The 26,264-nt window shown below is 43.0% G+C and carries 26 protein-coding genes, 2 other RNA genes, 2 pseudogenes and 1 riboswitch; of the genes and pseudogenes, 13 read left to right on the forward strand and 17 right to left on the reverse strand.

The annotated features are described in order from the left end of the window. Window positions 1-229: 229 nt before the first annotated feature. Both AC4E8A_RS13290 and AC4E8A_RS13295 read right to left on the reverse strand, forming a co-directional pair. Window positions 230-562 (reverse strand): annotated as a pseudogene (locus AC4E8A_RS13290) (methyl-accepting chemotaxis protein); the annotation flags it as partial. Between the two features lie 204 nt (window positions 563-766). Further along, window positions 767-1,153: pseudogene (locus tag AC4E8A_RS13295) on the reverse strand (PAS domain-containing protein); the annotation flags it as partial. Between the two features lie 120 nt (window positions 1,154-1,273). On the opposite strand from AC4E8A_RS13295, the gene AC4E8A_RS13300 reads away from it, so the two are divergent. Then, window positions 1,274-1,504: a hypothetical protein gene (locus tag AC4E8A_RS13300; RefSeq protein ID WP_490193628.1), complete on the forward strand. Its 231-nt coding sequence runs from the start codon at window positions 1,274-1,276 to the stop codon at window positions 1,502-1,504. Between the two features lie 6 nt (window positions 1,505-1,510). Here AC4E8A_RS13300 and AC4E8A_RS13305 read toward each other — a convergent pair whose 3' ends face one another. The 8 genes from AC4E8A_RS13305 to AC4E8A_RS13340 form a co-directional block, all read right to left on the reverse strand. Further along, a complete protein-coding gene (locus AC4E8A_RS13305; protein ID WP_490193629.1) occupies window positions 1,511-2,335 on the reverse strand; it encodes a MetQ/NlpA family ABC transporter substrate-binding protein in 825 nt (274 codons plus the stop codon). A 21-nt stretch (window positions 2,336-2,356) separates the two neighbouring features. Then, complete coding sequence (locus AC4E8A_RS13310) at window positions 2,357-3,022, reverse strand: methionine ABC transporter permease (protein WP_490193630.1); 666 nt, start codon at window positions 3,020-3,022, stop codon at window positions 2,357-2,359. Next, entirely contained in the window at window positions 3,012-4,025 is a 1,014-nt protein-coding gene (locus AC4E8A_RS13315) for a methionine ABC transporter ATP-binding protein (protein WP_490193631.1), read from the reverse strand. Before AC4E8A_RS13315 ends, AC4E8A_RS13310 begins: the two co-directional genes overlap by 11 nt. A gap of 235 nt (window positions 4,026-4,260) precedes the next feature. Further along, window positions 4,261-4,365: riboswitch (SAM riboswitch) on the reverse strand. A gap of 650 nt (window positions 4,366-5,015) precedes the next feature. After that, window positions 5,016-5,867, reverse strand: a complete 852-nt coding sequence (locus AC4E8A_RS13320) for a nucleotidyltransferase domain-containing protein (RefSeq protein WP_490193632.1) — start codon at window positions 5,865-5,867, stop codon at window positions 5,016-5,018. A 324-nt stretch (window positions 5,868-6,191) separates the two neighbouring features. Continuing rightward, window positions 6,192-7,796, reverse strand: a complete 1,605-nt coding sequence (locus AC4E8A_RS13325; protein WP_490193633.1) for an ABC transporter permease — start codon at window positions 7,794-7,796, stop codon at window positions 6,192-6,194. Further along, window positions 7,796-8,710 carry an ABC transporter ATP-binding protein gene (locus AC4E8A_RS13330; protein WP_490193634.1) on the reverse strand — a complete coding sequence of 305 codons (915 nt, stop codon included), beginning with the start codon at window positions 8,708-8,710 and terminating at the stop codon, window positions 7,796-7,798. The genes AC4E8A_RS13325 and AC4E8A_RS13330 overlap by 1 nt, the downstream gene beginning before the upstream one ends. A 27-nt stretch (window positions 8,711-8,737) precedes the next feature. Continuing rightward, entirely contained in the window at window positions 8,738-9,361 is a 624-nt protein-coding gene (locus AC4E8A_RS13335; protein WP_490193635.1) for a TetR/AcrR family transcriptional regulator, read from the reverse strand. Window positions 9,362-9,531: 170 nt separating this feature from the next. Next, window positions 9,532-10,086: a DUF3231 family protein gene (locus tag AC4E8A_RS13340; protein ID WP_490193636.1), complete on the reverse strand. Its 555-nt coding sequence runs from the start codon at window positions 10,084-10,086 to the stop codon at window positions 9,532-9,534. A 135-nt stretch (window positions 10,087-10,221) separates the two neighbouring features. Here AC4E8A_RS13340 and AC4E8A_RS13345 point away from each other — a divergent pair, with 135 nt between their 5' ends. Both AC4E8A_RS13345 and AC4E8A_RS13350 read left to right on the forward strand, forming a co-directional pair. Next, window positions 10,222-10,773, forward strand: a complete 552-nt coding sequence (locus tag AC4E8A_RS13345) for a DUF3231 family protein (protein ID WP_490193637.1) — start codon at window positions 10,222-10,224, stop codon at window positions 10,771-10,773. A 90-nt stretch (window positions 10,774-10,863) separates the two neighbouring features. Beyond that, on the forward strand, window positions 10,864-11,604 hold the full coding sequence (locus tag AC4E8A_RS13350; RefSeq protein WP_490193638.1) for a ZIP family metal transporter: 741 nt from the start codon (window positions 10,864-10,866) through the stop codon (window positions 11,602-11,604). 56 nt (window positions 11,605-11,660) lie between these two features. Here AC4E8A_RS13350 and AC4E8A_RS13355 read toward each other — a convergent pair whose 3' ends face one another. Then, window positions 11,661-11,837, reverse strand: a complete 177-nt coding sequence (locus tag AC4E8A_RS13355) for a hypothetical protein (protein WP_490193639.1) — start codon at window positions 11,835-11,837, stop codon at window positions 11,661-11,663. Window positions 11,838-12,005: 168 nt separating this feature from the next. Continuing rightward, window positions 12,006-12,578, reverse strand: coding sequence for a histidine phosphatase family protein (locus tag AC4E8A_RS13360; RefSeq protein ID WP_490193640.1), 573 nt, complete (start codon window positions 12,576-12,578; stop codon window positions 12,006-12,008). Window positions 12,579-13,023: 445 nt separating this feature from the next. Here AC4E8A_RS13360 and AC4E8A_RS13365 point away from each other — a divergent pair, with 445 nt between their 5' ends. Then, window positions 13,024-13,827: a CsxC family protein gene (locus AC4E8A_RS13365; protein WP_490193641.1), complete on the forward strand. Its 804-nt coding sequence runs from the start codon at window positions 13,024-13,026 to the stop codon at window positions 13,825-13,827. A gap of 35 nt (window positions 13,828-13,862) precedes the next feature. On the opposite strand, the gene AC4E8A_RS13370 is transcribed toward AC4E8A_RS13365, so the two are convergent. From AC4E8A_RS13370 to AC4E8A_RS13380, 3 genes are all read right to left on the reverse strand, one after another. Further along, complete coding sequence (locus AC4E8A_RS13370; protein ID WP_490193642.1) at window positions 13,863-14,921, reverse strand: hypothetical protein; 1,059 nt, start codon at window positions 14,919-14,921, stop codon at window positions 13,863-13,865. 71 nt (window positions 14,922-14,992) lie between these two features. Next, window positions 14,993-15,757 carry a CsxC family protein gene (locus AC4E8A_RS13375; protein ID WP_490193643.1) on the reverse strand — a complete coding sequence of 255 codons (765 nt, stop codon included), beginning with the start codon at window positions 15,755-15,757 and terminating at the stop codon, window positions 14,993-14,995. Between the two features lie 390 nt (window positions 15,758-16,147). Then, a complete protein-coding gene (locus tag AC4E8A_RS13380; RefSeq protein ID WP_490193644.1) occupies window positions 16,148-16,930 on the reverse strand; it encodes a CsxC family protein in 783 nt (260 codons plus the stop codon). 195 nt (window positions 16,931-17,125) lie between these two features. Between AC4E8A_RS13380 and AC4E8A_RS13385 the strand changes: the two genes are divergently transcribed. Beyond that, entirely contained in the window at window positions 17,126-18,319 is a 1,194-nt protein-coding gene (locus tag AC4E8A_RS13385) for a ParM/StbA family protein (protein WP_490193645.1), read from the forward strand. Window positions 18,320-18,324: 5 nt separating this feature from the next. Beyond that, window positions 18,325-18,693 (forward strand): hypothetical protein, encoded by a 369-nt coding sequence (locus AC4E8A_RS13390; protein ID WP_490193646.1) that lies wholly within the window; start codon window positions 18,325-18,327, stop codon window positions 18,691-18,693. A 313-nt stretch (window positions 18,694-19,006) separates the two neighbouring features. On the opposite strand, the gene ssrS (AC4E8A_RS13395) is transcribed toward AC4E8A_RS13390, so the two are convergent. Together ssrS (AC4E8A_RS13395) and ssrS (AC4E8A_RS13400) are read right to left on the reverse strand one after the other, a co-directional pair. After that, window positions 19,007-19,194: non-coding RNA, 6S RNA (gene ssrS, locus AC4E8A_RS13395), on the reverse strand. A gap of 141 nt (window positions 19,195-19,335) precedes the next feature. Beyond that, a non-coding RNA gene (gene ssrS, locus AC4E8A_RS13400) (6S RNA) lies at window positions 19,336-19,523 on the reverse strand. A gap of 359 nt (window positions 19,524-19,882) precedes the next feature. Between ssrS (AC4E8A_RS13400) and AC4E8A_RS13405 the strand changes: the two genes are divergently transcribed. The 7 genes from AC4E8A_RS13405 (at window position 19,883) to AC4E8A_RS13435 (ending at window position 26,144) form a co-directional block, all read left to right on the forward strand. After that, a complete protein-coding gene (locus AC4E8A_RS13405; RefSeq protein ID WP_490193647.1) occupies window positions 19,883-20,908 on the forward strand; it encodes a glycosyltransferase in 1,026 nt (341 codons plus the stop codon). A gap of 6 nt (window positions 20,909-20,914) precedes the next feature. Then, entirely contained in the window at window positions 20,915-21,964 is a 1,050-nt protein-coding gene (selD, locus tag AC4E8A_RS13410; protein ID WP_490193648.1) for a selenide, water dikinase SelD, read from the forward strand. Between the two features lie 108 nt (window positions 21,965-22,072). Continuing rightward, entirely contained in the window at window positions 22,073-22,996 is a 924-nt protein-coding gene (gene phnD, locus AC4E8A_RS13415; RefSeq protein WP_490193649.1) for a phosphate/phosphite/phosphonate ABC transporter substrate-binding protein, read from the forward strand. Window positions 22,997-23,007: 11 nt separating this feature from the next. After that, complete coding sequence (phnE, locus tag AC4E8A_RS13420) at window positions 23,008-23,763, forward strand: phosphonate ABC transporter, permease protein PhnE (protein ID WP_490193650.1); 756 nt, start codon at window positions 23,008-23,010, stop codon at window positions 23,761-23,763. A gap of 12 nt (window positions 23,764-23,775) precedes the next feature. Next, window positions 23,776-24,531: a phosphonate ABC transporter ATP-binding protein gene (gene phnC, locus AC4E8A_RS13425; protein ID WP_490193651.1), complete on the forward strand. Its 756-nt coding sequence runs from the start codon at window positions 23,776-23,778 to the stop codon at window positions 24,529-24,531. Window positions 24,532-24,567: 36 nt separating this feature from the next. Then, window positions 24,568-25,188, forward strand: coding sequence for a polysaccharide deacetylase family protein (locus tag AC4E8A_RS13430; protein WP_490193652.1), 621 nt, complete (start codon window positions 24,568-24,570; stop codon window positions 25,186-25,188). 305 nt (window positions 25,189-25,493) lie between these two features. Then, window positions 25,494-26,144 (forward strand): MtnX-like HAD-IB family phosphatase, encoded by a 651-nt coding sequence (locus AC4E8A_RS13435; protein ID WP_490193653.1) that lies wholly within the window; start codon window positions 25,494-25,496, stop codon window positions 26,142-26,144. Window positions 26,145-26,264: the final 120 nt, after the last annotated feature.

The following is a 26,264-nucleotide window of genomic DNA, read 5'->3' on the forward strand; positions in this document are numbered from 1 at the left end:
CCATTGATTTCCCCTCGAAAAAGGGAGGGGAGCCCTTTTTGTTCCTGCTTACAGGGGGTATAAGGTGAATAGCCAAAAAAGTATTTGACATACCTATTGAGTAGCAACAAAGGTTACGAAAAGATATTGTCATTCCTCGTATTTCAGGCTTGTTTCTGTTCCAAATACGTGAACTTTCATTTAAAGTCCATAAAAAAAAGCCTGACTAATATCATCAGACTTTCATGACTTAAATTTTCGTAACAAACTCTTGCGCCTGCTTGTCCAAATCGCGAGCAGAATTGGAAATCTCATCGAATTCCTGCATGGCAGTATCGATCTGTTCCTGGCTTTCATCGACACTATGGGTTATGCGGGCTATACTGTCTGTAACTTTTCCAACCTCTTTTACAATGCTATCGATGTTATCCTTTACTTCGGTAATGGACAGTGCCACTTTTTCCGAAAGTTTTCGGACTTCTTTGGCGACAACATCGAAGCCTCTACCATGCTCACCGGCACGTGCGGCTTCAATAGCGGCATTAAGTGCAAGGAGATTGGTTTGAGAAGCGATGTCTTTGATCGTTTTGACGATTCCGGTGATGAAGTTAGCCTGATTTTGGAGGTTTTCCAGATTGGTTCCATTTTCCTTGGATTCATGAGAGATCCGCTCGATCGTAGACAGGAGCTCCTTACTTCTGATCATCCCCATTTCAGAACGGCTATTGAGCTGCTGCGACATGTCTTTCAGGTGGTCAGCCATCTTGACGATTTGGTTTTGCCTCTCTGTAATATTAGTGGCAACTTTTGATACCCCGATCACTTGACTTCCGTCTTCTGAATAGACCGGCATATATGTTGCTTCCAGCCACAGCCTGTTGCCATGGGCATCGATTCGTTCGATTTTCCCCTGATAGCTTTTGCCTGCTAACAGATGTCCCCAGAATTCTTCATACTCAAGGCTGTTTGCAAATGACGGATAGCAGAATTTCTTATGATGCATGCCCTGCATTTCCCTTGAATGGTAACCCATCGTATTTGCGAACAATTCATTCACAAATGCCACACGGCGATTCACATCAAAACGTATGATGGCCAAATGTTGTTCTATTGCCCTTACGACTAATTCGTCTGTGACTAAATGTTGATGCTGTTCCTTAAATGTCCCGTTCATATAAGTCCCCCCTATCAAAATCAGTATAAAATTTTATTATTTTGTCTATTGTTTTATAGTATATTATACCCAGGACTTATTCAACATGCGATGTGCTGAGACATGTTGGATAACCGCCGCTTGATACTGAAGAAAGATCATGACCTTTTAAAGGATTGCTGCTCCTGGAAAATACCAAGGGACGGACTTTCCCTTGGATACCGGGCTTTGCTACCTGAAAAACAGCTCTCTTTTTCTTTGCCTTTCTGGAGAGTTTCGGTAAATCACGACGAGATATTCTACCTATTTAATAGCGACAAAGTTTACCAAAGGGCAAAAAAAAAACCGGGAAGCGGATACTTCACGGTTTAAAGTCTATTATTCTTGCATCCATTCCGGCTTGCCAAATCCTTTGAATTCATCATCGATTGTGGCTTCAAATCCATCAGATTCCACCACTTCTTTTATATCTTCAGCTAATTGTGAATCGATATCGGAAGTATTCATCACGACACGGTTACGGTACTGGTCAGGCATGTTTTCCAATTGAAGTGCATCCAGCAGATCCATTTTTGCCGCCAATGCAAAATTCCCCGGTACTGCCGAAAGGTCTGTGCTTTCCACTGATCTTGGAAGCTGAGCTGCTTCAATCGGCTGGAACTTTAGGTTTTTTACGTTTTCCTTTACATCTTTTTCAGAAACTGTCAGTGGATCTGAGTCCGGATTCAGTGTGATCAATCCAGCATCCTGAAAAATTTGGAAAGCGCGGGCAGCATTCGTTGGATCATTCGGAATGGCAATCGCACTTCCGTCCTCAATCGCATCTAGAGAATCAAATTGATTGGAATAGATGCCCATTGGTGCTGTCGGTACAACAATCAATTCTGAAAGCCCCAGTCCGTTTTGTTCTGCGAAGGTCTCCATGTAAATTTTATGCTGAAACAAGTTGGCATCCAGGTCGCCTTCAGCAAGAGCATTATTCGGCTGAATGTAATCACTGAATTCTTTTACCTCGACTTTGTAACCCTTGTCTTCAAGACCCGGTTTAATTGCTTTGGTGACCATATCACTGTATGGCCCTGCTGTTGCGCCGATTGTGATTTCCTTGCTTTCACCTTCCGAACTATCAGCTTCTTCTCCTCCACAGGCAGCCAATAGACTTACAATTGATGCAATTGTTAAAAATAAAATCCATTTCTTCATATAAATCTCCCCCTACTATGTTTATCTCTTATCTACTAACCTTGCAAAAATATCACCTGCGTACTGGATGACCTGCACTAAACAAATCAGGATGACAACTGTCGTCACCATGATGACATTGTCATAGCGGTAATAACCGAACCGTATCGCTAAATCCCCGACACCCCCGCCGCCGACAATGCCTGCCATTGCCGAAAAGGCGACAAGGCTGATGGTCGTGATGGTAACCGCCTGAATAATAGCCGGGCGTGCTTCTGGAAGAAGGACATCCTTTATGATCATCCAAGGGCTCGCACCTACTGAAACTGAAGCTTCGATGACCCCTTTGTCAATTTCCCTTAAGGAGGTCTCCACCATCCTTGCGAAGAAAGGGATCCCTGCTACGGATAAAGATACGGAAGCAGCTGTAGGTCCTATCGTCGTTCCTGTCAAGAGTTTTGTCAGCGGCAGGAGGGCCACAAGTAAAATGATGAATGGAACAGAACGGATCATATTAACGATGAAACCGACGATTTTTTTGATGAATCTGTTCTGAAGAAACAGTCCTTTATCCGTTACAAACAGCAGGATTCCAAGCGGGAGCCCAATAAGGATCGAAACGGCAAGCGATATGCCCACCATGTAAATGGTTTCAAAGAACGCTTTATTCAACTCAGGTAGAATCGCTGTCAATGATTCAGGCAGCATGATTCAGCACCTCCAGACTTTGTGTCCTAAGGCTGATATAGCCCAAGGCTGCTTCAATCTCTCCCGGGTCCCCAATCAGTTCCATGATAAAGATTCCAAGCGGGACATCCTGAATATATTCAATTTTTCCGTGAAGGATGTTACCCCTGACTTTGTATTTTTGGAACACATCCGAGACAATACTTTCTTCAGCAATGGATCCTTTGAATTGTATTTTAATCAACTTGCCTTTCCGTGCCTGAAGCAAATGCGGAGGCAGTTCAAACTGCAGGATGTTCTCAATGAACTGCCTTGTCAATGGCTGGTGAGGATCTGAAAACAATTCATACACCGGCCCTTCTTCCACGATTTTCCCATCCTGCATGACCGCCATTCTGTCACAGATTTCTTTTACCACTTCCATTTCATGAGTGATCAGAACAATTGTCAGGCCCATTTCTTTGTTGATCTCCTTCAGCAATTTCAAAATTGCCTTTGTCGTGCTGGGATCCAGGGCGGATGTCGCCTCATCACACAAGAGCACTGAAGGGTTGTTCGCCAAAGCCCTGGCAATCCCTACCCTCTGCTTCTGCCCCCCGCTCAACTGGGAGGGGTAGGCATCTGCTTTATCGCTTAGCCCCACCTTTTCAAGCAATTCTGTGACCCTTGGTTTAATTGCGGATTTGGGGACACGTGCAGCCTTTAAAGCAAACGCGAGATTATCAGAAACCGTCTTCGCCTTGATTAAATGAAAATGCTGAAAAATCATGCTGATTTTTTGCCGCGCCTTTCTTAACTCTCCTGAAGGAAGCTTTGTCAGGTCCTGCCCATCAATGATGATTTCTCCCGAAGTTGGTTTTTCCAGAAGGTTCAAGCAGCGGATCAGTGAACTTTTTCCCGCGCCGCTGTACCCGACGATTCCGAAAATCTCTCCCTTATTAATTGTTACTGACACATCATCGACCCCGATGACAGTCTGTTTTTTAGTCTTGTATTCTTTTACAAGATTCTTGATCTCAATCATTGGATACACCCCTCATATTTAGAAATTGGCTCAATTAAAGGTATTATCTAATTAAAAAATGAAGGCATCGTCTCATGGGGCCAAGCGGGACAGCTGAACCCAACATAACACCGCTGGCTTATCTGCCTCCACCAAGCACGGGAAGACGGGTACTTAAAGACTGAATCAACAGCTTTTTCCAGCGCCTAAATAAAAAAATGCCCCTTTCAACTGAAAGAAGCATCTGTATATCGATCACTTATCTTTCAGAATGAAATCATTCTGCAGGACTTGGCACCGTTCCTTTACGGAGGTTGCCGGACGTCTTAGGGCCTGATCCCTCGGTCACTCTTGATAATTGAATTTATGAAATTGTCAAATTAATTTGCCTACATTGGATATTAATCCCTTTAGCGCTGTAAGTCAATAAAGATTTTTCCACTAAATTGATGTAAGCGTTGTCTTTGTTTCTATATCAATGAAAAAAATTTTATAGTTATAAGCCATGAAAAATGATGAGGAAGGTGATCCTGACGTAGAAAATAGCACTGTTAAGGAATGAATGAATGATTCTTCAGAAAGCTTGGCCGCCATCCCACTTTCAATACTATGACCTATGAAACCAGAATGGTGCCTTCTTTTAAAAGTACTGCCTTGTTTCAGTATAGGATGGTGAACAAATAGTCGGATATGTATACACGAATATTCCTCCAAAACAAGCTTTAGATAATAGTTTTCTACATTTTTTGATCTTTCACCAGCAGTGGGTGACTATGTTGGATACTTGTCTGTTTTTCATTAAAGCAGGATGCAGGCAGTATGAGGCAGAATCAATCCTTTCCGTATGTCAATGGTATGGCTGAAACAATATGCTGATATTCATGATGCCCTTATCAAAGTTTTATCGGTCATCAACACGCCTTGGAGTTTTACAAGCGGTCAGGGTTCGAAGCAGCCATGACATTTTGGATGGAAGTGAACGAAACAAGCTCAGCACTGACGCAGAGCTATTCAAGTCAATAATAGGTGCTGCTGCTTGGACGGATTATGTTTTTCCAGCCATCTATCGGCCTCCTCAATCATCCAACGGCCAAACCGCTCCTTCAGAAATACGGTTAGCCTCCTGCTATCCTCTGTAGGGTTAATGGCATAATGCAAAGCTTCTTCCATTTCTCTTTCTTTTCCAGGGTAATGGCGTGAGAATAGTTGGCATGCCGGGTACAGGTCCCTGGTGTAGGTATTTTCTTCTGCCACTACCAGCGCCATTCCACAACGGATGATTATCTTCATAATCCATGTGCAGCAATCTTTAATATCTTCCTTGTCTTCGTTTCCCTCTAAGTCCTTTAATGCCATTTCCATTTGGGACTGAAGATTCACAATGTGCTCGTTCGCCAGCTTTTCATCAGCTTTGTACTGAGGCAGTTTTTCCTGCAGGTTGATACCAAAAAGGGGGATGCTGTATGACTTGATCATAAATGGGACCATTTGAAAATGAGCGTTATCACTTACTTCTTCTATCGTAATAAAGCCTGCCTCTATCCCGTTGACAAAGGGAAACTTCTTTCCTATCTTCTCCTCCATTTCTGCAACACAGTCTTGGATAACCCTTTTTTCGGGAGAATTGTATACCACGACGAGAAGGTCTATGTCTGATACTCCCTCCATTCCAAGTCCTCTCGGCAGCGATCCTCTTAAATAAATGCTATGTAATTGATGGGTGAATCCTATTTTCACTAAATCAACGACCTGATGGATGGCAGATTGGTAGTTTTGATTCACTTTTTCCCAGCTGGTTTCATTAAGAATGTATCCATTTAAATCAGTTTTTGCCACATTTCCAATGTTTTTGATTCTGATCATTTCAGTCCTCCTTACGAATGTTTTCATATTGACAAGTTTAGGAAACCCATCGTGATTTATGAACCCCTTGCAAATAGCTGTCTCTTTTGCAAGGGGTTTACTAAATTGCCTGAAATTTTCTGCAAAAAGCAGGTGAATAGGTGTGTCCTTCTGTTTTTACCGTAGCCGCTTGCTACTTTATACTTATCTGTACTATGAGGCATGCACTCCGAAAACGAACTCTGCTGCTTATACTACATAACTTCCATTCGGTTTGTCTTTTGAATGTGATTCCCCTCCTCAAATAAAGTGGCCCCCTCCAAGACAGGGAGATGAGCCAAAGATTCATCCCTGAATATCCCGCCGGTTGTAGCCTGCAAATCCTGCAGCCGTCACAACCAACGCAATTCCCGTAAGGATACTTATTTTCACTAAATTCATCTCTTCTATCGGCAATTCCGGTATATGCGCGAAAGGAGAAAGATTGCCCACCCATTCGTCAAACTGGAACATTCCTCCCAGGTAAACCACAAAGAAGGAATAGCCCAAATACAGCCAGGCAACCCCTGTCAGATTGGGGAGGAAACCAACCAGCAGGACGCCAAGCGCCAGCGATGCCCAAATGGAAGGAAGGTAAACCATACCAGCTCCAAGGAACGTCGTAAAAGGTATTCCATCCTCCATCACAGATACAGCGGCTGCCCCAAGCCCAATTGCTGCTGCACCTTGCATTATGGCTGAAATGATAAGCGCAAGAGCTAGATAACTTCCCAATAATCTGGTTCTCGAGATGGTGCGTGCAAGGAGATGTTCCGTTCGGTACGCCTTTTCTTCTCCTTTAAGCTTAAAAATGACCATAAGAGCAGGCACTGTACTGATCATGGCGATTATGGACATGATTTTGGCGGTGAATTGTTCTGTTAAAGAAAACCCGTCGGCTGAAGGAAGCAGCTGCTGCATCATCTCTATTTCGCTGAAAAAGGATTCTAAATCACCAAAAATCGAGCCATAGGATGCACCGATCAGAAACATTCCGACTGCCCAGGATATCATCCCGGTGCGCTGCAGCCTGACGGCAAGACCAAAAGGACTTTGCAAAAAATGTGAAGCGTATTTCTTGCCTGGTTTTGAAGGCAGAAATCCCGAACCCATATCTCTGAGAGCGTTTAGATAAAAAGACAGTATCATCAACAGCAGGGAAACAACGGCAGTCAGTGCGATCGGCCACCAGTAGTTGCTGACATACACTTCAGAACCAAGCACCCATCCCAGCGGTGAAATCCAGGAAAGTGCCTCATTGCTGACGTCACCTACCGCCCTGACCAGGTACGCAACCCCTAATAATGTAAAAGACATACCGATTGTCCCTCTTGAAGATTCAGAAATCTGTGCAAATACAGCAGTGGCCCCTGCAAAGAAAAGGCCAGTGGCACCAAGCGCAAAACCATAAAGAAGGGAACCATTCAATTCCATGCTTTCTATCCCCATTGTGTATAATCCCAACCCGACTAAAAGTCCCAGCAGCACATTGGTCAGAACCAAAGAAAGAAGTGCTGCACTCAGGTTAGCCAGCCTGCCGGCAGGAAGCGACCGGACCATTTCAATCCGTCCATCCTCCTCTTCTGACCGTGTATGACGGGCTGTGAAAAGAATGCTCATGATTGCCACGGCTATAGCTGTGAATAGAAGCATTTCGTGAGCAAACATGGCTCCATAGGTATAGTCAGCAATTCCGTACCCCTTGCCCAGCATGGCTGTCATGGCAGGATTCATCATGGTTTCAGCGATTGCCTGCCTGCTTTCCTTAGTTGGATATAATCCTTCAAAAGAGCCGGCAGTCAATAGCGATAGAACCCCCAGGGAGATAATCCAAACTGGGATACGGATACGGTCTTGCCGCAGGATGAACCCCAGCAACATCCCGGTTTTGTTGAATAGTGAGCTGCCCATCAGGATTCACCCCCGGCTTTTTTCGTTCCTTTCCCTCCTGCATCATAATGGCGCATGAACAAGTCTTCCAGTGTCGGGGGTGCACTTTCAATTCTCTTGATTCCAAATCCACTGACATAACGGACCACACTATCAAGCTCTTTAGAATCCACCTGAAAAGAAACCTCGCCCCCGTTTTCCTTTATCTCATGAACACCTTTCAACTCATGAAGGGAAGCAACCGGCTGAGATGTTTCCAGCAGTAAATGTGTTCTGGTTAAATGACGTAATTCATTCATGGTGCCTGTTTCAATAATCTCGCCATCGCGAATGATTCCGACCCTGTCACAAAGTTTTTCTACTTCTGATAGGATGTGGCTTGATAACAGTACACTTTTCCCTTCTGCTTTCACTTCCCCCACACATTCCTGAAAAACATGCTCCATCAACGGGTCAAGACCGGAAGTTGGTTCATCAAGGATATATAAGTCTGCACCTGAAGCAAATGCTGCAATGAGGGCGACTTTCTGTCGATTTCCTTTTGAATAGGTCCTGCACTTTTTAGTGGGATCAAGCTTGAACCGTTCGATAAGCTCTTCACGTTTTCCCCTGTTCACCGAACTTCTCAGTTTCATGAATAAATCAACCACTTCACCGCCTGTCAAATTCGGCCAGAGGTTCACATCCCCCGGGACATACGCAATTCGCTTATGGATTTCAACTGCCTCTTTCCAAGTGTCCATGCCAAAGATGGCAGCCTCCCCTTTGGTTGCTTTCAGTGCCCCAAGCAAAATGCGGATTGTTGTTGATTTACCAGCCCCATTCGGGCCGATGAATCCATAGACCTCTCCTTGATTCACCTCAATATTGACTCCGTTCAATGCGGTGAATTTGCCGAATGTCTTTGTTAAGTGATTTGTTTTTAAAACAGCCATACACGCTCCTCCTCTTCAAAAAAAACACTATTTATAAAATGAATTCTTTAACACTTCCAGATAATCTTCCATTTCCGAAAGTGTGTCATCAATAGTTATTTCTTTGATATCCATCCCTTTTACCTTTGCCTGCATTCTGTTCGCGAATCCTTCCAAGGACCAGGTAATGATGTCTTTTGCTTTCTCGACATCCACACCTTCTTTGAATTTACTGGTATCGATATTTTTCATCATTTCCTTGTAGTTGCTATTGAGAAACTCGTTTTTACGCTTTTCCAACTCCTGGCTGATCTCAGGATCCTCTTCAAAGAAGATGCCCGTAAAGAAGGCGAACACCTGAGGGTATTGGTGAAACATTTCAATTTTCACCGAGGCCAATTCGCGGTTGCGTTCAAAGATATCCTTTATTTCCCAGTTGACCTCCTTTTTCATCTTTTCGATCAAAATTTGAACAAAATGATCAAAGAGGAAAAGGTATAAGTCTTTTTTATTATTAAAATAGTGGAATAATGCCCCCTTTGAAATTCCTGCCCCTTTCACCATTTCATTTGTAGAGGCATTTTTATATCCCTTTCGAGCAAATTCATTCAGTGCTGCATTCAATATCCTGTCTTGTTTTTCTTGTTCGAGATTAAAAAATCTGTCATCCATCTGGACACCTCCTTGAAATGCTTAAATCATCTTTTGACCACCTTGGTCAATTTCATCTTACACCTATTGACCAACCCGGTCAATAGGATGTTTTGTCGAAAAAAATAAAAACAACCCGGCGATTGAGTTGTTTTTGAGATATCACTTCTCTTCATTAGTCATGAAAAAAATTATTCTGCTGGCATGCCTGGAGGATAGTAATATGGCGGCACCTTCAGCCAGCCTCGTTTCCTCATAAGGGTTTTCAGGGTTGTTCCAAAATTCGTCCACTCCGTATAAAACTCAAACCACATAAGACCCATATCATTTCTGATTGCATCTGCCTGCCCTTTGGCACAAGAATTCATGCATGTTACCAATTTAAAAGCAATGCCATTGGTTATTTCAACATCAGTTAATTTGACGCCGAGGGGAATTGAATTTGGTTGGGACTCCGGTTTTGCTGACGTCACATCTGGAAGCGGGATCCCCTCTGCTTTCATGAAATTGCTCAATTTGGCAACCTGTGCTTCACAAAGGCGCACCACATCGACGAGCATTTCCTTCACTTCATCATCCGTTGTCGTGTTTAAACCAATTTCTTCATATCGAATGAATTCTTCCATCAATGTGGCATATGTCCAGCAGTCTCCAGCCTCCACAATATGTAACGGGGCTTTCGGTTCGTCCGTACTATCGATTGCTGTTTTCAGCGTATTCCAAACGGCTTCAAATGGATTTGCCATTCCCAACACCTCCTGCCTTACTATTATTTCTAATTAACTGGAAAAAATGTAAATATTCTAGTCTTTTAAATGATTCTCTGGCATGTATGTAATTTGATTCACAGGAAAAAATGATAGCAACAGGAGGGGTTTGTTATGACGAACATTTTTTCAGCTATTAAAGATTATTTACAAATGCAACTGGATGACGAGCCAAAGAATCCTCTTCATGTCGGAGAAGTGATGAGCTGCTGGATGTACCTGGCGCTGATGGATGAAGCGACCGTATACCTTCAAATCGGTGTAAATACAACCAATGATGATGAAGTCCAGAAAATTTTGAATGATAGCATGAAACAATGTGATGTACACGGGAAGCGGTTTAAAGAATTCATGAAGACAGAAGGAGTGCATCTTCCTCCTACAAGTGAACAACGCCCCAACTCTGATCCAAACAGTGTTCCACTTGGGGTAAAAATGACAGATGATGAGATTATGAACGGCCTCAGCTTGAAAACAGTCGCTGCTGTCATGCATTGTGCTGCCTCTGCCAGTCAGTCTATCCGTAATGACGTCGGTATGATGTTCACTCATGCCATGATTGAAAAAATGAAGTTTGGGACGGAAGTAAAAGAAATGATGAGGAAAAGAGGCTGGATCAAGGTCCCCCCTTACTATTATCCACCAGGAATGCCGAAACAGCGTTGAGCGGAAGAGAAATCCGTTTTGGGTTTTTCTTTTTTCTTTTTGGGGGTAACTAATGGTATTGAAATATTCAGCTAAAAAGGAGGTTTTCCAATGTTTCAGGCTGCATTATGGGGAGGACTTGCCAGTTTGTCACTGTTCATCGGTGCCATTGCAGGCATCTACTTGAAAATCCCCCGGAGGATTGTAGGCTATATCATGGCCCTTGGAACCGGCTTGATCATCGGATCGGCCACCTTTGATTTACTCAGTGAAGCTCAAGGAAATGCAAATTTGATTTTGATCACATGTATGTTTTTGTTAGGTGCCCTGATTTTTACCGTTTTTGAATTATTCATCAGCAGAAACGGTGGAAATGAGCGAAAGCGATCCAAAAAAAATCCTCATGGTCATGCCGGATTGGCCATCTATGTTGGAACCCTGATGGATGCCATTCCAGAATCGATCATTATCGGAATCAGTTTCATCGGCAGCCAGCCGATTCAATGGGTATTTATCTTTGCCATATTTATCAGTAACCTCCCTGAATCATTGTCCAGTTCCATCGGGTTGCGTAAAGATAATTACAGTGTAAGAAAAATCCTATTCTTGTGGGGAAGTGTCGTGGTTTTATCTTCTGTAAGTTCGATGATGGGGTATCTGTTCCTGCAGGGTTCCTCTGAGAGTGTCAGTTATTTAATCGGTGCTTTCGGGGCAGGAGGTTTAATGGCAATGGTGTCCTCAACCATGCTACCCGAGGCTTTTGAGCAAGGAGGGCCGATCGTTGGCTTTGTTTCATCGCTGGGAATCATTCTTTCGTTTATCTTAACCAACCTTCAGGGTCCTGCATTTTAGGATAGAGAAAAGAGCCTTCCTGGTTGAGAAGGCTCTTTTCTGTTTTGGCTTACGGCTCAGCCGCCCATCTTCCGGCGGGTGACATTTGCTTTTTTCGCCTGCTGGCTCTTCAAGCGCTGGTTACCGGCTGGACCATTGTTTTGCTGCTTGCCGCTCCCTTGTGCTTGTTTCTTTCGTTCAAGCTGCTGTTTCATTGCTTCTTGTAAACTGATCTTTTTTTGGCCGTCTGCCATTGGACTGTTCTCCTTCACAAGACATGGATGTCTATGATTTACTTTATATCCTTATTATAAAGCATGGCCAGAAATAAAACATCAACATTTTACAGTCCTTTACTGCACTGCCGTAACAGGGGACAGTCCCCTGTTACGGCAGTGCAGCAGAGTGCTAGCACAAATATATCAAGATGATAGATGCTTGGTTTGGTTGAATTCCTTGAGGTTCCATTTGTTTTCTTGGAAGTGAATGGTGTTGATGCATGCATTGACCAGGTGAGTTTCGCCGTATACGAATTGTTCTGGTGACAGGTGTGCCAGGAGGATTCCAATCAATGCACCGTGTGCGACCAACAGAACATTTTTATCAGGGAATCGTTGTTGAATTTCCTCTATACCATTTACTGCACGGGCCATTACTTCCTCTCTGCTTTCCTGGCCAGGGCTGTCTCCGTTCGGATATTTTTTCCGGCTTTCTTCAATCAGCATCCCTTCCGCTTCCCCGAAATACCTTTCTGCAAACTCTTCCATCTCTATCAAAGGAAGATGCAATTCCTCATTAATGATTTCCGCTGTTCGCTTTGCTCTTTTTAAAGGAGACGTAATAATAGCATCCCACTCTCCGTTCTTCAAAAAGTCTCTTGCCTGTCCGGCTTGCAGCTTTCCGGTTTCATTTAATTCAATATCTGTTTTGCCCTGGAGCCTTCTCTCTTTATTCCAATCGGTTTGTCCATGGCGGACAATGCAAATCTTTGTCATGCGTTTCTCCTCCGTTTCTCTAGCTTTCCCTCTAATATCGTACCATAATCAGTGACCTAGGCAGTATAAATGTGCATGGACAGCTGAGACCTGTAACTCCTTTGTGTAATGGCTGTTTTCGCATTAATTGGTGCTTTCAGAAAAATTCCATGAGCCGATTTTTTCCCCTGTATCCCCGGATATCCCCTCGAAAAAGCGAGAGCAGCTCATTTCTTTCCTGCTTACAGGGGGTTATCCGGTGGATGACCATCTTCATATTGAATAGCAACAAAGTTTACGGAAAAGCCTTATAAAGAAGGAACCCCTTCTAACAAAATATTTTTTCATGCAGGATGCCCGTCCACAATTTTTATAAACTTCCACATACCTTAATAGTAAGTGAAAGGGAAAGATCTCAACTTGATTGAACACTTGTTTATTTATCGAAAAAAAAAGGAGTGAAAGTATGAGCGGAAAATATACCTTCCCAGGACACAGCACGAAAAAGCATTGCAAAAAATCAAAAGTCAAGCATGTTACTTGCAAAACAGAATCGTATAAAGTGTTCGGCGGCACTTATGTACCTGTCATTCTTGCCCACGTTAACCTTCAGACCGATATTGCTTCACATGTAAAGCTGCCTTCCTACGCAAAGGAAATCAAATCCATCAAGAAAAATGTATCCATTAAACAGTGTGAGGTGTTGAAACACCCTGCTTCACGCAACAAAGCGAAAATCTTTGTGAAAGGTACCATTCACAAGAACATTCAGTATGTTGAATCCTGTAACGGGTATTTAAGAGATTACAGTGTGGATGTCCCTTTCACATGTATTGACGAGGTTTATCTGTCTCAAGCTGACAGACAACTTGATAGTCAAAAAAGCTCGTTGACACATGAATACAAATACACATCAAAAAATAAGCATGGTGCAGACAAATCAAAGTATGGTTCCTACACCTATGAGAATTTCAATGAACCTATTGAGTGTGTATTAAAATCGTCGGATATTTTCGAGATTGACCTGACCAAAGACTATGACAAGACGGGCCGTTTCATGAATCTCACAGAAAGAATGGATGTTAATTTGTGGTTCATGCTTGTCCAAAATCAAGAACGCTATGAATCTTTCGGTGAAGATCACCATGATGCTCCATCCATGAAGGATAATCAAGAAAATTCTTTTGTGGAAGAGTCACCGATTAAGAATTTTAAGCAAAAATCTTTATTGGACTTGATCCAAGATAGAATTGACCAATTGAAGCTGTAGAAAACAAATGGGTGTCTCATTGAAAGACACCCATTTTACACTTGTAAGGTAACCGTTTGTTCCTGGACTGCTTCTATGGTTATCTTCGCTGTTCCAAGGACCCCCAGCAGCGACTTCTCATGCTTGGATTTTTTTACCTCGTCATGCGAAATCATGCTAAACGATTCTAGGTTAACCTTGATGGGGGATACCAATTTCTCCTCCCATACTCTGTGTGTTGAAACAAAGAGACTGCTGTTATCTGTAAAATCATATTCAGCACTTCTCGTAAAAGGTAATTCGGGTTCAGAAATCCAGGTGCCTTTCACAGTTCTTTGCAAAGGTACATAAATTTTCACAGTCTGTAAGCGGCCATTTTTTTGTGAAATAAATTCCAAATCTGCACATAAGACAAGCTCTAAGAAAAGTTTATCTGATGGCAGTGCTGCACAGCCTTTGAAATGATGAACTGACCATTCTATTTTTGTAATGGAGGAAAGCGGCATCAGCAAAGTAAAACTATCAAAAATATCAAGGGTGACATCTTCTTTTATCAGCACCACCGGGAGTTGGGCCCTTATATACTTAGAAGACCCTGCAGACTTATCAAGGCGGCATTCTTCCTTCTTCTTTTCACATATATCTGGTTCTTCCTTTTCTGCGAGAAGGGACTCACCTTCTATTTCTGCTACATTCAATTCCTTCGATTCCTCTTGTTTGTCTTCCATTACTTCTTCATCACTCGGAGGTATCTCGGGCATTTCTGTTTTTTTATAGAGCAGTTCATCATCATCTTCGGGGAGAGAAATGATCTCATCCTCTTTCTTTCGTTTTAAAGGCTTCCCCTTGGATTCCAGGCTTTCGGGTTCACTCTTCTTCCTCTCAGTTGAAAATGTCTGAGGAGGAGGCAGGATTAGCGGCCCTCCACTCTTCTTCTTATCATTGTCTGTTGAGATTACACTATTCCTGTTTCCGTTATCGATGCTGTGACGATAAAATGAACTGGGATAAAGATTTCTGCCGCTCGTTCTTTCCGGTAAGGACGGTTTCGGATGGTCATCTCTTCTGATTCTTCTGTCACTTAGGCGCTGCAATCTGCTATTTCTAGCAGCCATGTTTTCACCTCCTTTGTAAAAAAGGAATAGGGATTATACTATTAGTTAGCATAACCCCGTTCCGTGCCTTTTTAGTAGTGATCGTCCTCATCGCAATCATGGTGATGGTGATCATCATTAGTAGTGGAGGCAACGCGAATCTGTTGGTCCTGGATCACTTTTATAGTGAAGTCCAAAACCATTTTTTCTTCGATCGTCTTAAAGACTCCTTCTGCAATGGGGGCGTCCTTGCCGATTTTTTTCCTGTCTATGGCTTCATCCCATTCAATGATACTGCTGGATACAAGCTCACAGTATGGCAGCTCATTATAGTATTGGGTGCTGGATTGGTGGAATTGTGACAAATCACTTGATAAGAGTTCATCCTTTTCAGGGAATCCTGATGGAAGCGGCTGCGCAACAAAGAAATCAAACTCTTCTCTGGAATTCATCTTTGGTTGTACAGGAGCAGATAGATACTTCTTGATTTCCGTAACAACCTGGAACGGTATGTCGATCGTATAGGAGTGCAGGTCAGATGCAATGGATTGATGGGTTGCATGCTCGATATCTCCTGACGGACTTGCATATTGGATGTTTTTGCGGACAAAACCGCTGACAAATAATTTATTGGAAGGAAGAAGAAGGCGGCATTGCGTGATCTTCACGCGTTTTTTGACATCTTTGATTTCCAATACAGGCTCAGGGAATGTAATCTTTGCGGTCATATCTGCCTGCAATGCCAGTTCGGCAAGCACAACAGGAACTTTCGTTACCAGCTTTCCAATGTTCACATTCGGTTGATGATGTTTAGGTTTACAGTAGCTTTCATTGCTCTCTTTGTATGATTCAGACATTTATAGTCCTCCTTAAAAATCAAGATAGTTCAATGTATGTTGTGCGTTCGTCTATGTATAGGCATACGCCCATGGGCAAGTTGGAAATTTTGGTTGAATATCACGGGTGGCAGTGTACGAAATCAATGCCAACAGATGGTTCGATTCGTTTTTCATTTGGGCACTGGATAGGATGCTACGGTTCTTTTAGAGGCTTTTCTGCCTGTCCGGACCTGTTTTGAATACTTAGACTTCTAGACAAATTTTTCTTCAATCTCGATCTGTTTTAAACTCTAAAACCTCCTATGCCCATCACGCTTTCATCTTTATTCCTATGTATCCTCATTTCACTAAATACAAAAAAACACTGCCCCCGGGCGGGAGAAGTGTTTTCTTCCTTAACTATGAAATTTAAGCGTCGTCGCCAGTAGTAACGTTAAGCTGCTGGTTCTGAAGGACTTTAACTGTAAATGTAACAATCATTTTTTCAACTATTTTGGTAAAGCAGCCCTCTCCCACCGGACCACCGTGGTAGCTGTGGCGGTTTGTGGCTTCATCCCACTCAAGAATTGAGCTGGAAAGCAATTCACAGAATGGCAGTTGATTGTAAAATTGTGTGCTGAACTGATGGAACTGAGAAATGTCGCTGGACAAGAATTGGTCTTTTTCAGGGTATCCTTTACCAAGATCCTGCTCTCTGTAATAGTCGAACTCAGTGCGTGTGTTTGATACAGGCAGTTGAACCGGTGCATCCAAAGGAATGTTGGAAACACATTCAAATGGAACCCTGACTGTTAAAGATTTGATATCTGATGCAACACAATTCCCTTCTTTATTATAAACCGGTGTAGCATATTGGATATTTTTGCGGACAAATCCTTTGATGACGAGTGGGAATGTTCCATTATCAGAAAATGCTGGTGCAGCAACTGGCGGAGTCAAAAGACGGCATTGCACGATTTCGACTCTCTTTTTGACATCCTTGATTTCCATTACCGGTTCCGGGAAGTTTACTTCTGCAACAAGATTGGAGGTGATTTCTCTGACAGCCAGCTGCACAGGGACCCTGATGGTTCTTGTGACGTCATCAGGGACAATTAAAGTATCGCCTTCGACGTTGGTGCATTCCCCAACGTTAGCTGTTTGATTTACTTCGATACAATCTCGTTTAGGATGTTGATGTTTATCACTCATTGTTTTTCCTCCTTATATTTTCCTTCACTTCATCCTATGCATACATGTCTATTAAGCTTGGTCATATGAATCAGTACAAGCGTGGAATTTCACGATATATCAAGGCTTTTTTGCTAAGATCCATAAAAATTAAACCTATGTACATGCACCTGGGCACCTCTTCCTCCATAGGATTCAAAGGAGGAGGAGATACTAATGAAATCGTCCAATTTCTTTGCCGTTGATATCGGCAACAGCTGGTATAAGGTCCTCGCCTCTGATGGCGGGGAACTCTCAGATTATCAAATGCCCAACGCAATTGCTTTATTTGATGAAGAATTCTATGAGATGCCCTATGAGGAAGAAGATGTGGAACTGGAAGAGAATTTAATTGTTGAGGTCAAGAGCCAGGCTGTCATGAATAGAAGAGATATTTTTTATACAGGAAGATCAGCAGCCAGACAAAGAAATGTCAGCCTGACTTCCGTTAACAATCAGAAGGTGGATGAATTGCGTACTTATATTCTTTTGTTTTCGATAACCGCCTACCACGCCCTGATGATCAGCCAGGATGAAACTGATATAGTATATGAAATTGATCAGCTGGCTGTCTCACTTCCGACAACCCAATATAAAGGAAAGAAAGACCTGTTGAAGGAACGGTTGCTTGGCACTCACACCATCATCCTTCATAAAGTACCAGGCGTTCCGGAGCCGAAGGAGGTTTGCGTTAAACTGACCATCAAGAACGTCATTGTCGGCGCAGAAGGGGCTTGTGCATACCTTGGTTTAACCAGAGATCAGGAAACTCTCGGCATCAAAGACGATGAGCTGGTAAAGGACTCATTAAAAGGTGTACTGATCGGCGACCTTGGCGGTGACTCTGTTGATTTCGTCGGCATCAAAAATAACAAACCTGTTGCCTCTGTGGAAGGTGAACATTTTGGAATCAATCAATTCCTGGATATCATTATCCAAAAGGTCAGCAAAAATGAATTATATAAATTTGATTCTCGTGCAGAGTTGGAAGAAAAGCTGGCAGCCGGCCCATCAGAATGGTATGTGGAGCCTTTCGCAGGTGTTCGGAAAGACATCAGCAAATATATAACTCCGCAATTGAAATCCATGGCCATCAAATATCTGGAGCTGTTTGATAAGGTCAGGAGCAGTTCTAATGAAATCAAAGGAGCTTCCCGCTATATAGCTGTCGGTGGTGCAGCCAAACTTGCACAGAAACAAATCCAGGAAGCAGCTGTTAAATGGAGTGAAAAAGGCCGTCCTATCAACCTTGACTTTCCGGAAGATTTGGAAAAGTTAAATGTCCTGGGATTGCTGATCCTTGCAAAGATGAGTCATTTGAAACGACAACAACAAGATGAAATGACGAATCTCGCAGCCATAAGAGGTTGAGCCATATGGGAGAAACATATACTGATTACGTCAATCGGGTGGCTATTACGATTCCAGATAACTATATCGATATCAAGACAGGCAACTCCCATGCTGTTTCAAGGCTGATTCAGGAACAGATTGAGTATCATGCCCATAACCACACTTTGGTCCATCTCCTGTTCTCTGCCCTTGACCAGTATTTCAAGCCTGCCTCCGCCAAAAGCGGCACAAACACGGACATCATGCACGAACTCGAAACCATTAAAGCGATGCTCCAGCGTGGAATTGTTCCAGGAATCCAGAATCATCACCCAACGCCACCCCTGCAGCAGTCCCCCAAACCTTTGGAAATTCAAGAACTGAATGACATTCTGGAAGCCTTCGGGGGCTGACACCCTGGAGGTTTTTTTATTTGGGCGACAGGCATGACCCGAAATTTGTCAAACGTCCCTATGTTTCTTTGAAGGTATTATTATCTATACCGGAACTATACCTGATTTTGGTGATTATCATGGGGGTAGCTATTCTTTCCTTTAAGCCAGAACCCACTACCCTGAATGTATTTTGAGGTACCCTTTCCCCTTCTGTATTCCAACGGTTTTGATGGATCTGCCTGGATGCAGAAATCAATCTTTCTATGATCACTACAGGACACTACAAAAAAACCGGTTCCCCATCAGGAACCGGTTTGTGATTGGTGGTAGTATGTAGGCCGCATTTGCCGTAAATCGTTTAAGAAAGTTTTAAACCACCACTCCTCAAAGTGGGGGTTTGCAGAAACGTTCCTGTCTTCCGCAATCCATGGCGGCCTGACATTCCGGCTTCGATATAAAACTCCCTATTACAGCTTAAAGGTTAAAACTTTATTATCATTACGTACAATGCAGCTTGTATTAATATAATACCTCATCATCTTTTTATTATCAACAGCAGTTTTTTCCATTATTCCGTAATGCCCGCGTTCCAGATGGGATCAGAAATAGAAATTGAAAAACCAGCTCCCGACTGGAAACTGGTTTGTGAAAAATCAATATTAGCAGGCCGCAATTGCCGTAAATCGTCTAAGAAAGTTTTAAACCACCACTCCTCAAAGTGGGTGTTTGCAGAAACGTTCCTGTCTTCCGCAATCCATGGCGGCCTGACATTCCGGCTTCGATATAAAACTCCCTATTACAGCTTAAAGGTTAAAACTTTATTATCATTACGTACAATGCAGCTTGTATTCGTATAATATCGTATCCTTCGAAGAATATCAAGCACAAGATTTTCCTCCTAACCTTTTTTCGGTTTCCTCCTTCCCCTTATATTTTTCAACCGGCTTATGAAAAAAATTTCCATGCTATGAATTTCGCTATTCGACAAACTAATCTAATACCGCAAAAATTGTTACAGTCTTTATTATCCCAAAATAATATCGCCTTTTTCGTTTCAGGGTCTTTTCGACAAAAACCGGGTTGTGCCTGTCACATATCCTGACAAGCAGAATATGTGACAAATCCCCGGGCTAAAGATATTCTATTTATATCTTATAGGAATACTGTTATTTTTTTCCCTTTACTAACAGGATAAGGAGGTGAATGAATGAAGGTCATTTTAGCCTCTCCAGACTTTCATCAACAGCGGGGAAATACGGTAACGGTTCAGAGGATTGCAGATGGTCTTAAAAAGTATGGAGTAGAGACAGAGATTGTTTCAACGACGGAAGATACGGAACTCCCTTCCCTTCCTGAAGCAGATCTAATTCATGGATTTCATGCTTATAAATTTTATACGTTTAAAGAAAAGCTGAACGAAAACCGGACGCCATTTGTCATTACGATGACAGGGACTGATTTGAATCATGATTTACTTGACGAAAACCGAAGCGGTAAGGTTGAAGCTTGTTTGCAGGAAGCCCGTGCAATTACGGTTTTTGACAAAGATGCCAAAGAAACCTTAATAAAGCAGATAGATGGAATCAGCTCGAAAATCCATGTCATTCATCAGGGCACAAGTGATTTGAAGACAGCCGCTGCAAGTATCCCTAAAGAAGATGGCACCTTCCTATTCGTTCTCCCTGCAGGAATCAGGAAAGTAAAGAACATACCCTTTGCTATCAAGGCTTTACAGAAGCTTCTTGATCGGCATCCCGAGATCCGCCTTTTACTTGTCGGCCCCATGCTTGAAGAACATGAGGGCGGGCTGGTTGAAGATCTTGTTGAAAAGAACAGCGGCTGGGTTTCCTATATCGGTCAGCTTCCTCACCAAGAAATGGGAGCTGTCTACCAGATTGCAGATGCCGTACTCAATACATCCCTCTCAGAAGGACAGCCTGCTGCAATCTTAGAAGCAATGGAATACGGGCTTCCTGTCATTGCTTCCGACAATACCGGAAACCGGAATATTGTTACACATGGGAAAACGGGTTTTGTATACACTAATGAAAGCGAATTTCTTGATTATGCAGAAACTTTGCTGAATAATAACGGAATGAGGAAAGAATTTGGCAGTTCAGCCAAATCTTACATCCTTGATTTCCATTCCAGGGAGTACGAGGCTCACACCATGTTTATGATGTACAACCAGGTACTGAAAAATCAAGCTCTGCAATCCATTCATAAGGAGTGATTCTATATGACAAACAAAGAAATTTTCAAGCTGACATCTCTGTCTTCAAAAGGCGGCTGAGGATGCAAAATTGGTCCTGAAGACCTGGCGCAGGTTCTGCGTCATTTACCACGCTCTGTAGAAGATCCTAATTTACTAGTCGGCCTTGATACATCTGATGATGCGGGTGTGTATAAGATCAATGATGAAACAGCTCTCGTTCAAACATTGGATTATTTCACCCCGATTGTGGACGACCCATATATGTTCGGCCAAATTGCCGCTGCTAATGCCTTAAGCGATGTCTATGCAATGGGCGGCAAACCGATCACGGTTATGAATATCGTCGGCTTCCCTATCTCGACTCTTGATAAAAGCATCCTTGCCGATATTCTATCAGGTGCTTCCGATAAGGTGGTCGAATCAGGAGCCGTTTTAGTCGGCGGCCACTCAATCGATGATCAGGAGCCGAAATTCGGCTTATCGGTCACCGGTATTGTACACCCTGATCGTGTCCGTTCCAATGCAGCAGCACAGCCCGGTGACAAACTGATTCTTACGAAGCCGATCGGTGTAGGCATTTTGACAACAGCTATCAAAAATGACAAACTCCCTCAAGAAAATATCAATGAGGTTATGAAGACAATGGCTGGATTGAACAAAGATGCAGCTGAAGCGATGGAAGCATTCCCTGTCAATGCATGTACGGATGTCACCGGCTTTGGCCTTTTGGGTCATGCCATGGAAATTGCTGAAGGAAGCAAGAACGGCATCACAATTGAAAAAGATGCAGTTCCTGTACTGGATAAAACAAGGGAACTGGCAGAACAAAACGTCATTCCCGGCGGTACCCGCAAAAACCATAAATGGCTTTCAGACAGAATTGATTACGGGGACTCGATATCTGAAATCGACCAGCTGATTCTATGTGATGCCATCACTTCCGGCGGGCTGCTTATCTCCGTTCCGGAAGAACATGCAGAAGCACTGCAAAACGCACTGATAAGCAAGAATCTGAACTCTGCTGTCATCGGAACAGTAACAGCAGAAAATCCAGGAAGGATACGTGTTAAGTAAAAAGGGCTCATGACGAGTCCTTTTTACACATTAATACTCTGAAAAAAAGTAAGTCTTACTGAATAACGCTACTTAATGTGAACGTACTAAATATATAGGGGTGCAATTATGAAAAAAAGCATATTTCTAACAATGTTAATCTCCCTTTCCCTGTTCATCGCAGCATGCGGCAGCAACGGGAATTCCAATACCAATAACTCTGATGGCCCTGAGAAAGAGGATAAAACCGCCAGCAGTGAAGCCTTTACCATCGGCGTCATCCCTGTGCAGACAGAAGGGGCCATGGAAGAGGCCATGGACAAGCTGCAGACCATTCTTACTGATAAGCTTGGCAGGGATGTCGAGGTCGAAGTCTATCCTGATTATAATGGCGTCGTGGAAGCAATGAATTACGACAAGATCGATATGGCTTATTTTGGACCTTTATCTTATGTCATTGCGAATGAGAAAAGCGGTGCTAAAGCGATCATCACTCAATTGATAGATGGTGAGCCGTTCTACCATTCCTATATCATCACCCACAAGGATAATCCGTGGAATTCGATTGAAGAATTACTTGATGACAGCAAGGAAGTGAATTTTGCTTTCGGTGACCCCAACTCTACTTCCGGATCCCTTATTCCTTCCATTGAACTTCAGGACCGCGGTGCATATCAGTCTGAAGATGAGCATGAATTCAAATCCGTTCGCTTTACAGGCTCACATGACGCAACAGCTTTAGCTGTGCAAAATAAACAAGTCGATGCCGGCGCAGTCGACAGTGCCATCTTCAATCAGCTTGTCGAATCAGGAAAAGTGGACGGTGAACAGATAAAGACCATTTGGGAATCCGAGAAACTTTTCCAATACCCATGGGCAGTACACAAGGATACAGATGAAGAAACGATAGAAGCATTGCGGTCTGCATTTCTTGAAATCAAGGATCAGAAAGTCCTCGATGCATTTGGAGCCACTGGCTTTACTGAGGCATCCAATGAAGACTACGAGAGCATAAGGCAGGCAGCCCTGAAGCAGGGACTTATCGAAGAATAGAGTGATGCACCGTGTGGTTTAAAAAGAGAAGCATCTTTACTTTTCTAATCTTGATCATCTTGGTCTACTTCAGTATGAAGCTGACCGAATTTGATTTATCAAAGTTCAAAGACTTCCGTAATATGATCGACTTTCTATCACAATGGTTCCCGATGGACTTTTCCCTCTTGCCAAGGATGGTTCAGGACGGGGTGGAAACACTGGCAATGGCGTTCCTGGGAAGCTTTTTCGCCCTCCTGATCGCCTTGCCCCTGAGTTTTATCTCAGCCAGAAATACATCCCCTTCCCCCCTGCTCTATCATTTTTCAAGAGTGGCATTAAGTTTTGTCAGGTCCATTCCTGAAATCGTCATTGGCTTGATCCTTCTGACAGCGCTGGGACTCGGACCATTCCCTGCAGTCATTGCCATCATGATTCATAACATCGGTGTATTGGGGAAATTGATTTCTGAACTTATCGAGGCTTCTGATTCGGGGCCGCAGGATGCGATGAAGGCCGTTGGAGCCAAGAAGTGGTTTGCCTACTTCTTCAGCATCATTCCCCAAATCTGGCCCAATGTCCTTTCCCACTACTTCTATCGGTTTGAAGTAGCAATCAGAACTTCCCTTGTACTCGGGTTCATTGGGGGCGGCGGAATAGGACAGCGTCTATTCAACGATTTCAAGACATTTCAGTACTCTTCCGTTTCACTTGATGTTCTCATCATCATGATCATGGTCATCGCTGTGGATTTCCTGGGAAGCTATGTCCGGAATAAAGTCATATAGGGGGCAGCCAGCATGTTAAAATTAGAAGATATCAGCGTCCAATACAGAGGCTCAGCTCATCCTGCGCTTTCTTCTGTTGATCTTTCTTTTGAAAAAGGCGATTTTGTTTGTATACTGGGGAAAAGCGGAGCAGGCAAATCCACCCTCATACGCACGATCAATGGTCTGCAGTCCTTGTCACAAGGCGAAGTATATTGGAATGGCCATCCCCTTTCCGCCAAATCAGAAGAAGAAGCCAGAAAAGTGCGGAGGGAAATGGGGATGATCTTCCAGCATTTCAACCTTGTCCCCCGCCTTACTGTTCTTCAAAATGTATTGACAGGGATGTTCGGGTATCGATCTTCCCTAAAAAATCTGATTGGCTGGTTTACAGCAGAAGAAGTAGAACGGGCCAAAGCAGTCATTGCCGAAGTCGGGCTCTCCGAATTTGCCGGCAGACGTGTTGAACATTTAAGTGGTGGACAGAAACAACGTGTCGGCATTGCAAGGGCCCTCGTTCAGACTCCACAGGTGCTTTTAGGGGATGAACCTGTTGCGAGCTTGGATCCCGGAACCTCCAACCATATATTTTCTTTGATTAAACAAATGCATGACCAGCATGACTTGTTGACCATCATTAATGTGCATGATGTTTCATTGGCAAAGAAATTTGCTGACCGCATCATTGCTTTGAGGGATGGAAGGGTTATTTTTAATGGTCAGGCAGCCGATTTTACAGAGCAGGAATATGTAGAAACTTACGGATCTGAGGACTATGAACTAGTATAAATGAAAGGAGCTTGCTTTATGCAAAAAAGCCCATGAGTGGTTGATTGCACAAGGGTCGTGTACGACTCTGAGGATGATAATGTAATCACCAGACTACCTGAAACCCAGCCAAAATCTGTCATGCTGACCTTTGATGATGGTCCGGCAAGAGCACTAACTGAGATCCTGGACATTCTTAAGCAGGAAGAAGTGCAGGCTGCTTTCTTTTGGCAGTCAAGGCTCCTCCATCCTAAACGTCCCTGGAAGAGGGTGCTTGATGAAGGGCATCTAATAGGCAGCCACTCCACTCATCACAAAAATCTTGCCCGGCTTTCCTATGAAGGTCAACTAGCCGATCTATCCAGCAGCATAAAAAAAATCGATGGTGTGACAGGACAGGAGACAAAATACTTCCGCCCTCCCTTCGGCCAATACAATGAGGATACGATTGCCGCTGCACAAGAACTAGGCATGAAGACAGTAATGTGGAGGATTTCTTCCATGGATTGGGAATTAAAAGAGAATCCTGGTCAAATCACTCGGTATGTCATCGACAATCTAGAGGACAGGGCAATCATCCTTTTACATGAACTGCCCCAAACCGTCATCATACTGCCTGAACTGATCCGGCAAATTAAACAGCACGGGTTCCAATTTCAATTATTGGACAGTTTTTAAGCTTAGAAGAGGATTTCTTCTAAGCTTTTTTATTGCCTCTTTCCTTTTCCATTGTCACGGCATGGGAAAGAATGCAGAACGATCATGTATCATTGATGTACAGGGTCCATAGATTAGATATTTTTGCTGATGACAGGAAAACCATATGATTGATCATTTTCTTCCCAGAACATAACCCCAATTTCACCTTCCTATACTTATAAATTTAGCCAGCTTCGAGTTCTCAATCATTCGCCAGTCTAAGTTATAATTGAATTAATATGGGAAAAGTAATAGAGACTACTTTTTGAAAAGGAGTGCAGCCGATGAAAAAATGGGCCTTTGTTTCAGACTTCGATGGCACCATCTCTAATCAGGATTTTTATGATTTTGTAATAGAAAACCATTATAATGAAGGAAAAGAACTTTACAACCAGTGGAAAAATGGGGAAATGAAAGACATTGAATTTCTTGGTGAAGTTTTCAAGAATATTAATGATAATGAAGAAAATATTATCAAGGAGATACAATCCCTGGCGATTGACGAGTATGCAATGCAATTTATCAAAAGCGTACAGCAGAACGGCGGGGACTTTTTTATTCTCAGTGCGGGAACTGACTACTATATCAACCACCTCCTCGACTACTATAGTGTCGGGAATGTGAAAGTCTACTCGAACAAAGGCTATTATGAGAACCAGGGAGTTCATCTAAATCTTGATGAAGCCCACCCTCATTATCATGAGCGCTATGGTATTGATAAATCTAAGGTCATTGTTGATTTACAAAAGGAATACGAGAGGGTTTTCTTTATTGGTGACAGTGAACCTGATACCCATCCTGCTGAGTATGCCGACCTGGTGTTTGCCAAAAAAGCCCTGCAGGACATGCTCCGTAAAAATGAAATAGACTTCGTACCTGTTAAAACATTCAAAGAAGTTGAAGAATACCTGAGAACAAAAGGCTATATTAAATGAATTCCTTGCCCATCAAAAAGATCCCCTCTTAATTATGGATGCCACTGAAAATCTACAGGTTTTTAGACCACAGTTATAATTAATGGCTCTTTTCGTAAACTTTGTTGCTATTCAATATAA

The organism is Bacillus sp. SRL337 (genome assembly GCF_984799155.1).

What these genes read in the sequence shown, in the direction of transcription:
- AC4E8A_RS13305 (WP_490193629.1), bottom strand. Translation starts at nt 2,335, where the DNA reads ATGAAGAAATGGATTTTATTTTTAACAATTGCATCAATTGTAAGTCTA.
- AC4E8A_RS13310 (WP_490193630.1), bottom strand. Translation starts at nt 3,022, where the DNA reads ATGCTGCCTGAATCATTGACAGCGATTCTACCTGAGTTGAATAAAGCG.
- AC4E8A_RS13315 (WP_490193631.1), bottom strand. Translation starts at nt 4,025, where the DNA reads ATGATTGAGATCAAGAATCTTGTAAAAGAATACAAGACTAAAAAACAG.
- AC4E8A_RS13320 (WP_490193632.1), bottom strand. Translation starts at nt 5,867, where the DNA reads ATGATCAGAATCAAAAACATTGGAAATGTGGCAAAAACTGATTTAAAT.
- AC4E8A_RS13325 (WP_490193633.1), bottom strand. Translation starts at nt 7,796, where the DNA reads ATGGGCAGCTCACTATTCAACAAAACCGGGATGTTGCTGGGGTTCATC.
- AC4E8A_RS13330 (WP_490193634.1), bottom strand. Translation starts at nt 8,710, where the DNA reads ATGGCTGTTTTAAAAACAAATCACTTAACAAAGACATTCGGCAAATTC.
- AC4E8A_RS13335 (WP_490193635.1), bottom strand. Translation starts at nt 9,361, where the DNA reads ATGGATGACAGATTTTTTAATCTCGAACAAGAAAAACAAGACAGGATA.
- AC4E8A_RS13340 (WP_490193636.1), bottom strand. Translation starts at nt 10,086, where the DNA reads ATGGCAAATCCATTTGAAGCCGTTTGGAATACGCTGAAAACAGCAATC.
- AC4E8A_RS13345 (WP_490193637.1), top strand. Translation starts at nt 10,222, where the DNA reads ATGACGAACATTTTTTCAGCTATTAAAGATTATTTACAAATGCAACTG.
- AC4E8A_RS13350 (WP_490193638.1), top strand. Translation starts at nt 10,864, where the DNA reads ATGTTTCAGGCTGCATTATGGGGAGGACTTGCCAGTTTGTCACTGTTC.
- AC4E8A_RS13355 (WP_490193639.1), bottom strand. Translation starts at nt 11,837, where the DNA reads ATGGCAGACGGCCAAAAAAAGATCAGTTTACAAGAAGCAATGAAACAG.
- AC4E8A_RS13360 (WP_490193640.1), bottom strand. Translation starts at nt 12,578, where the DNA reads ATGACAAAGATTTGCATTGTCCGCCATGGACAAACCGATTGGAATAAA.
- AC4E8A_RS13365 (WP_490193641.1), top strand. Translation starts at nt 13,024, where the DNA reads ATGAGCGGAAAATATACCTTCCCAGGACACAGCACGAAAAAGCATTGC.
- AC4E8A_RS13370 (WP_490193642.1), bottom strand. Translation starts at nt 14,921, where the DNA reads ATGGCTGCTAGAAATAGCAGATTGCAGCGCCTAAGTGACAGAAGAATC.
- AC4E8A_RS13375 (WP_490193643.1), bottom strand. Translation starts at nt 15,757, where the DNA reads ATGTCTGAATCATACAAAGAGAGCAATGAAAGCTACTGTAAACCTAAA.
- AC4E8A_RS13380 (WP_490193644.1), bottom strand. Translation starts at nt 16,930, where the DNA reads ATGAGTGATAAACATCAACATCCTAAACGAGATTGTATCGAAGTAAAT.
- AC4E8A_RS13385 (WP_490193645.1), top strand. Translation starts at nt 17,126, where the DNA reads ATGAAATCGTCCAATTTCTTTGCCGTTGATATCGGCAACAGCTGGTAT.
- AC4E8A_RS13390 (WP_490193646.1), top strand. Translation starts at nt 18,325, where the DNA reads ATGGGAGAAACATATACTGATTACGTCAATCGGGTGGCTATTACGATT.
- AC4E8A_RS13405 (WP_490193647.1), top strand. Translation starts at nt 19,883, where the DNA reads ATGAAGGTCATTTTAGCCTCTCCAGACTTTCATCAACAGCGGGGAAAT.
- phnD (WP_490193649.1), top strand. Translation starts at nt 22,073, where the DNA reads ATGAAAAAAAGCATATTTCTAACAATGTTAATCTCCCTTTCCCTGTTC.
- phnC (WP_490193651.1), top strand. Translation starts at nt 23,776, where the DNA reads ATGTTAAAATTAGAAGATATCAGCGTCCAATACAGAGGCTCAGCTCAT.
- AC4E8A_RS13435 (WP_490193653.1), top strand. Translation starts at nt 25,494, where the DNA reads ATGAAAAAATGGGCCTTTGTTTCAGACTTCGATGGCACCATCTCTAAT.